8 protein-coding genes are annotated in these 6,055 nt (G+C 66.8%); 5 read left to right on the top strand and 3 right to left on the bottom strand.

Annotated features, from left to right (window positions below; translation table 11 throughout):
• From M0R80_30970 to M0R80_30980, 3 genes are all read left to right on the top strand, one after another.
• Positions 1-1,122: serine/threonine protein kinase (locus M0R80_30970; protein ID MCK9464063.1), on the top strand; the 1,122-nt coding region annotated here is incomplete at its 5' end.
• A 105-nt stretch (positions 1,123-1,227) separates the two neighbouring features.
• Positions 1,228-1,950 (top strand): hypothetical protein, encoded by a 723-nt coding sequence (locus tag M0R80_30975; GenBank protein MCK9464064.1) that lies wholly within the window; start codon positions 1,228-1,230, stop codon positions 1,948-1,950.
• The gene (locus tag M0R80_30980) at positions 1,950-2,477 is read left to right on the top strand and encodes a hypothetical protein (protein ID MCK9464065.1); all 528 of its coding nucleotides are present in this window, start codon (positions 1,950-1,952) and stop codon (positions 2,475-2,477) included. The genes M0R80_30975 and M0R80_30980 overlap by 1 nt, the downstream gene beginning before the upstream one ends.
• A 37-nt stretch (positions 2,478-2,514) precedes the next feature.
• Here the strand turns inward: M0R80_30980 and udk are convergent, their stop codons facing one another.
• Positions 2,515-3,120 (bottom strand): uridine kinase, encoded by a 606-nt coding sequence (gene udk, locus M0R80_30985; protein MCK9464066.1) that lies wholly within the window; start codon positions 3,118-3,120, stop codon positions 2,515-2,517.
• Positions 3,121-3,304: 184 nt separating this feature from the next.
• Entirely contained in the window at positions 3,305-3,454 is a 150-nt protein-coding gene (locus M0R80_30990; GenBank protein MCK9464067.1) for a hypothetical protein, read from the bottom strand.
• Positions 3,455-3,809: 355 nt separating this feature from the next.
• On the opposite strand from M0R80_30990, the gene M0R80_30995 reads away from it, so the two are divergent.
• Positions 3,810-4,184, top strand: coding sequence for a hypothetical protein (locus M0R80_30995; GenBank protein ID MCK9464068.1), 375 nt, complete (start codon positions 3,810-3,812; stop codon positions 4,182-4,184).
• A 198-nt stretch (positions 4,185-4,382) separates the two neighbouring features.
• A complete protein-coding gene (locus tag M0R80_31000) occupies positions 4,383-5,288 on the top strand; it encodes an MBL fold metallo-hydrolase (protein MCK9464069.1) in 906 nt (301 codons plus the stop codon).
• 2 nt (positions 5,289-5,290) lie between these two features.
• On the opposite strand, the gene M0R80_31005 is transcribed toward M0R80_31000, so the two are convergent.
• Positions 5,291-5,941 carry a hypothetical protein gene (locus M0R80_31005; GenBank protein MCK9464070.1) on the bottom strand — a complete coding sequence of 217 codons (651 nt, stop codon included), beginning with the start codon at positions 5,939-5,941 and terminating at the stop codon, positions 5,291-5,293.
• Positions 5,942-6,055 lie beyond the last annotated feature (114 nt).

The following is a 6,055-nucleotide window of genomic DNA, read 5'->3' on the forward strand; positions in this document are numbered from 1 at the left end:
ATCCTCCAGGTGCTCTCCGCGCTCCACGCGGCCCACCAGAAGGGGATCATTCATCGCGACCTGAAACCCGACAACGTGTTCGTCGCTGTCGATTCGCGCATGCGCGAGGAGATCAAGCTGCTGGACTTCGGCGTGGCCAAGGTGCTGCAAGAGGGAAACCTGTTCCCGATGAACACGCAGCCCGGAACGGTTCTCGGCACGCCGTTCTACATGTCGCCGGAACAGGCGCGCGGGGGTAAGGACATCGACGCGCGGTCGGACATCTGGTCGATGGGCGTCGTGATGTACGAAATGCTCGCGGGCCGTCTTCCGTACAAGGGCGACACCTGCAACGAGGTCATCGCCAACGTCCTCATGAACGATCCTGTCCCGCTCGTGAAAGTGGCGCCGTGGCTGAACATCGATCTCTGCGCGATCGTGGCCAAGGCGATGGCCAAGGACAGGGGCCAGCGCTTCCAGACCGTCGCCGAGATGGTGAAATCCCTCACGCCGCTGTTCGGCGGCTTCGACAGGGAGCTGAGGTCGGTCGTCGCGAAGGCGATTCTCGACACGGTGGCGTCGCCCCCTTTGAAGGGGGAGATCACGGGCCCTATCGAAGCGGGCGCCGAGACCGGGAAGAGATCGGAAAACCCGACGCACCACATGGCGAAAAAAAGGGCGACCGGCTTCCCGCGAAGGGCTGTCGCCCTGATCGGTGTCGTTGCGCTGGCGCTCCTCGCCGTTGTCGCGATCGTCGTGTTCGTGGCGGTTTCCCGAAGCGGCGGCAACGACCGCCCGCGGGCCGCTGCGGCGACACCGGTGGCGCTGGACTTGGGGGCGCCCGCGCAAACGGCGGCGATCGTCGAGCCGCCGAGCGAGAACGTCACCATCAGGATCGGTGGGCTGCCGCCCGACGCGATGGTGCTCGCCGCCGGCAAACCCGTCACGACACCCTTCCTGCTGCTCCGCTCCGACGAAGCCGTGGCCATCCAAGTCACCGCCGCCGGCTACCTGCCGTATGCGACGAGCTTGAGGCCGAGCCAGGACCTGACCCTCACGGCGGAGATGCGCAAGACCCCTGCCGGGAAGAGCCGGGCCCATCGGCCTCCCACCGAGAAATGGAGATCGAATCCTTTCGAGTAGACCGGACGACCTGTGTCCTGACGAAACCATAGAGGCACAATGAAGAAATGGATCCCAATTCCTCTGCTTCTGTTGCTCGCGGCCACTCGCGCGTATGCGTTGGACGTGCCCGATGCGTGCCCACCGCGACCGACGGACGAGGACTCCGCCAAGGCCCTCGCCGGGACCTGGTTCTCCAAAGGGGAGAAGTCGATCGAGGAGAAGGACTACACGACGGCTCTCGGAGAGTTCGCTTGCTCGCTGCGCATGCGCGAGCACGAGGCGACCTTGTTCAACGCGGCGAAGGCCGCGCAACTGGCCGGGCGACACGACGACGCGATCGCGCTGGGCGAGCAGATCATCGCGCAAGCCCGGGACGACGAGACGAGAGCCGAGGCGAACAAGCTCATCGCGCGAGCGGAGGCCGCCAAGCTCGAGGCGGATTCCCCGCCCCCGCAGGCCGAAGCAGCGGAGCCGATTTCAGGACCCGCCGTGGCGCCCGGTGCGAACACGGACGACACCGGCCCCGACCGGCTCGAGGTCGTCGGGATCGTTTCGGCGTCGGTCGGCGCCGCCGGCTTGATCATGGGAACCGTCTTGCAGGCCCTCGCGGGCTCGGCGGCAAGGACCACCGAGGAGACCGAGCGCTATCACGAGTACGAAGACGCGAGGTCGCGCTTGGATGGGCTCCAAGCGGGCGCAGTCATCTCCTTCGCCGCGGGCGGCGCCCTCCTGTGCACGGGGCTCGTCATGGCGTTGGTGGGGAGCAGGGACAAGGACGAGAAGGATCCGGTCGCGGTGTCGCTGACGCCGGTGCCCGGGGCGCTCGTTTTGGGAGGAACGTTCTGATGCGGCCGACTCGTTTCATCGCTGCGGTTGCGGCCGTGTGCGCCTGCGCGCTCGCAAGCTGCCAGGCTTCGCCGATGCGCGAAGGACAGTTCGCGTGCGACGACGACGAGGATTGCCCGCCGGGTTGGGAGTGCGACGCCGACGGGACCTGCTATTCCGACTCCGATTCAGCCTCCGACACCGACTCCGACTCCGACACGGACTCCGACTCCGACGCAGACTCCGACTCCGACGCAGACACGGACACGGACGTCCAGTGCACGACGACCTACGGAGGCGGACCGCACCCTGACGAGCTGAGCGGGACGTGCTCGATGGACCCGGGCAGCTGCGAGGGCGGCCTCAGCGACGACGACCAGCATGGAACGTGCACGGAGGGCGAGGTGTGCTGCATCGACACCGACCAGTGCGTTGACGCCCTGGACTTCGACTGCGCCGCCACGGAAGACGAGTGTCCCGGGCCAACCCCGCAGGAGGGCTTCCCGGCGATCGGCTGCCCGGACGCGACGCCGTACTGCTGCACCTAGATGGGCGCCATGATGGAGGCTCCGGCACGGCCCCCGTCTACTTCAACCCGTAGAGCAGGCACCCGACGATGACGTCGAGCGCGGCGCGGTTCTCGCCGCCCTCCGGGATGATGAGGTGCGCGTGGTCCTTGGAGGGCGCGACGTGTAGCCGGTGCATGGGCCGCACCGTGCCGTAGTACTGGTCCTGGATCGAGCCGATGTCGCGGCCGCGCTTGACGAGATCGCGCTTGATGCGGCGCATCAGCCGGATGTCGTCGTCCGTGTCCACGAAGAGCCGCAGGTCGAAGAGCGCGCGCAGCGCAGGCAGCGCGAACGTCAGGATCCCCTCGACCACGACGATCCGGCACGGCGCGACGCGGCGCGTCTCGGCCTTGCGCGAGTGCGTCGCGAAGTCGTACTGCGGGCACTCGATCGCCCGGCCCGCCTTCAGCTCCTTGAGGTGCGCGACGAGCAGATCGTTCTCGAGCGCCTCCGGCTCGTCGAAGTTCTGGCGCGACTTCTGCTCGAAGGAGAGTTCCGGGTAGTCGCGGTAGTACCAGTCGTGCTCGATGAGCGCGGCCTCGCCGCGGGGGAGCCGCTCGAGGATCGTGTGCGCGACCGTCGTCTTGCCGGAGCCCGTCCCGCCCGCGATACCTATCAGCATGGCGGGACCTTAGCGTGATCCGCGTGTCGTGGAAAGGCTCGCCGGCGGATGGGCCATAGAGCCACTGCCCGGCAGAACAGCGGAGGCCGACAAAGGGGCTCCCGAAGGCGGGAGCGCATCAGCGAGGGTGATTCGCGCATCAGCGACAGTGATTCGATCATCACTGGCGGTGATCCGATCATCATCAGGTAGTGATACGCGCATCACCGGCAGTGATCCGATCATCACCGGCGGTGATCCGATCATCACCGGCGGTGATCCGATCATCATCGGGTAGTGATACGCGCATCACCGGCGGTGATTCGCGCATCATTGGCGGTGATCCGATCATCATCGGGTAGTGATCCCCGCATCAGCGGCGGTGATTCGCTCATCAGCGGCGGTGATCCGATCATGGGATGCCCGGGCACGTAACGTTGCCCCGGGTCACAGCGGTCTTGCTCGAAGGAAACAGTGGCGCTCCTCTCGGCGGGGCCGGCGGCGGCCGCCGGCGACCGCCACAGTGGAGCGGCAGAGGCGCGTTCGGAAAGCCGCGTACAATGCCGGGATGGACGCCGCGACGCGGTTGGCATCGCGTTTGCTATAGCGTTCCATCGAAGGTCCGACGAAACCCCGGGCCGACCGATCAATCGAAACGAACGATCGGTTCACGCCGGCCGCGAGCGATCGCGGCGGCATCGGAGGTCCCTGTGGCCGAGACCAAGAAGACGTTCTATCCGTCCAAGGAGTTCGACGACAACCTCGATGGCCTGTCGGCGGTGCTCGCCGACGAGGGGTGGGAGATCCCCGGCGTCGCGGTGGCGCTCATCGCCGAGGACGCTGCGGCGCAGCGCGCCGAGCGCGCCGCGCACGACGCCAAGCGCCGGGAGTACCTCGCCCTGCACGAAGAGTTCGGCCTCGCGCAGCTCGCCCGGTACAAGCGGTTCATGGCCGTGCTCGAGGCGTTGCGCGGAGCGTTCCGCGACGACAAGGTCGTGCAGGCCAAGCTCAAGGAGTTCAGTCGCAGGGTCGGCAGGACCCGGAAGGCCGCCGATGGGCCGGCGACCAAGGAGGAGGCGGCGTAGGGACCACCGGCGGTCGCCCGCGCAGAGACCAGAAGACATGAACATAGGTTTTCGAAGGGGCGGCCCGCGGGTCGCCTCTTTTTAATATTGCTGACACTCACAGGGGTCACTCTCGGCCCGGGGATATCGGCGAGTGGAAGCAGCTGCCTCGCTGGAAAGCCCCTTGCGCTCGGCTCACGTTGTGGTGAAAATGTCGGCGTGAAAACACCGAACGTGACGTTCGTTCCGACACAGGACGGCAAGATCCGGCTGACCTCCGATCCGGGCCGCCTAGAGATCACCTTCCTCGGGGTGGGCGCGGCGTTCGCGAACACGCTCTTCCAGAGCAACATCTTCGCGGTCAAGGGCCGCACGCACGTCCTCGTCGACCTCGGCTCCAAGGCCTCGGTGGCGCTCCACGATGCGGGGCTGTCCGTGATCGACGTCGAGAACCTCGTCGCGACGCACTCCCACGCCGATCACGTGGGCGGCATCGAGGAGTGGTGCCTCAAGGCGCGCTACGCGGCGCCGTTCGTCAAGAAGTGCAAGCGCGGCGAGTACAAGCCGAACCTGCTGACCACCGAGGACTACGCGAACGTCCTCTGGGACGCGACGCTGCGCGGCGGGCTCCAGCACTCGGAGGAGACGCGCCCCGGCGAGCGCATGCAGCTCTCCGACTACGTGAACCTCGTGTACGCGCGCCCCCTGGACGGCTACGGCCGGCCGGTCTTCGAGATCCGCGTCGGCGAAGGCGCGGACGCGATCGATCTCAAGCTGATGCGCACGAACCACGTGCCGGACAACTCGGCCGGGTGGCGCACCGCGTTCTACTCGGTCGGCGTGCTCATCGACGACCGCGTCTTCATCTCGGGCGACACCATGTTCGATCTCGACCTCGTCAGGACGTTCGGCCAGAAGGCCGACGTGATCTTCCACGACTGCCAGGACTTCAAGGGCGGCGTCCACGCGTCGTACGAGGAGCTGCGCGCGCTGCCGCCGGAGCTCCGCGAGAAGACGATCCTGTACCACCTCACGGACGGCATCCGCGGGAAGTTCGATCCCGAAAGGGACGGCTTCGCCGGCTGGGCTTCGTGCTATCGAGAGGGGAAGTACGTCATCGGGTGAGGTCAGGTTCCTGAATCGACACCGCCGTCCACGCCGCCGTCCGTGACCGGCGGCTCGTCGCCGAGGTGGATCGACCAGGCGTTCACCGTCGCGGCGCCGATGGTGTACTCGGTGACGCGGAGCGCCCAGCGGCCGGTGAGCCACGTCGTCACCAGATCCTCGAGCAGCACAGCGCTCGGCACGTCCGTCTCGTACATCGACTTCACCTCGATCACCGAGCCGTCGGGGCCGACCAGATCGATCTGCACGTTCGCGTCCGCCGGCGTCACGTCCAGCTCGAGCCACGGCGTCTGCCCGCTGGCATCGACGATATCGTCGATCTGCATCTCGAACGCTCCGTACGTCTCGGTGTCCGCGGTCGCGCCGGAAACCAGGCCGGTGTCGGTCGCGGCCCACTCGCCCTCGGTCAACGGCGTCGTCGTGGCCGGATCGAGGAACGTGATGCACCACTCGGTGATCGGGAACGGCACGGCGGCCATCATCGGTCCGCTGAACGCGCTGTCCTCGAAGTGGATCGTCCACTCCCCGCCCATCTCCCCGGCAAACTGCGGCAGGTACCAGACGCCCGGGAAGTGGTAGTCCTCCGTGTCGATCGCATCGCCACGGTAGCCGTTGTAGACAGAAGCGACCGTGCCGTCGTGATCGACGGTCATGGTGATGTCCGAAAACGGCAGCTGCGGCAGGGTAACTGTTTAGCCGAGTCCAATGAACCGCTCGTTTGAGGCCGCCGCGCCGCCGAAAACAAAGATAATGGGATCGGATCGGAT

The sequence above is a fragment of the Pseudomonadota bacterium genome (assembly GCA_023229365.1).
Classification (GTDB): domain Bacteria; phylum Myxococcota_A; class Polyangia; order JAAYKL01; family JAAYKL01; genus JALNZK01.

Excerpts from the sequence above, each read along its gene's own strand:
- M0R80_30980 (MCK9464065.1), top strand. The coding sequence starts at position 1,950 with ATGCGGCCGACTCGTTTCATCGCTGCGGTTGCGGCCGTGTGCGCCTGC.
- udk (MCK9464066.1), bottom strand. The coding sequence starts at position 3,120 with ATGCTGATAGGTATCGCGGGCGGGACGGGCTCCGGCAAGACGACGGTC.
- M0R80_30990 (MCK9464067.1), bottom strand. The coding sequence starts at position 3,454 with ATGATGATCGGATCACCGCCAATGATGCGCGAATCACCGCCGGTGATG.
- M0R80_31005 (MCK9464070.1), bottom strand. The coding sequence starts at position 5,941 with ATGACCGTCGATCACGACGGCACGGTCGCTTCTGTCTACAACGGCTAC.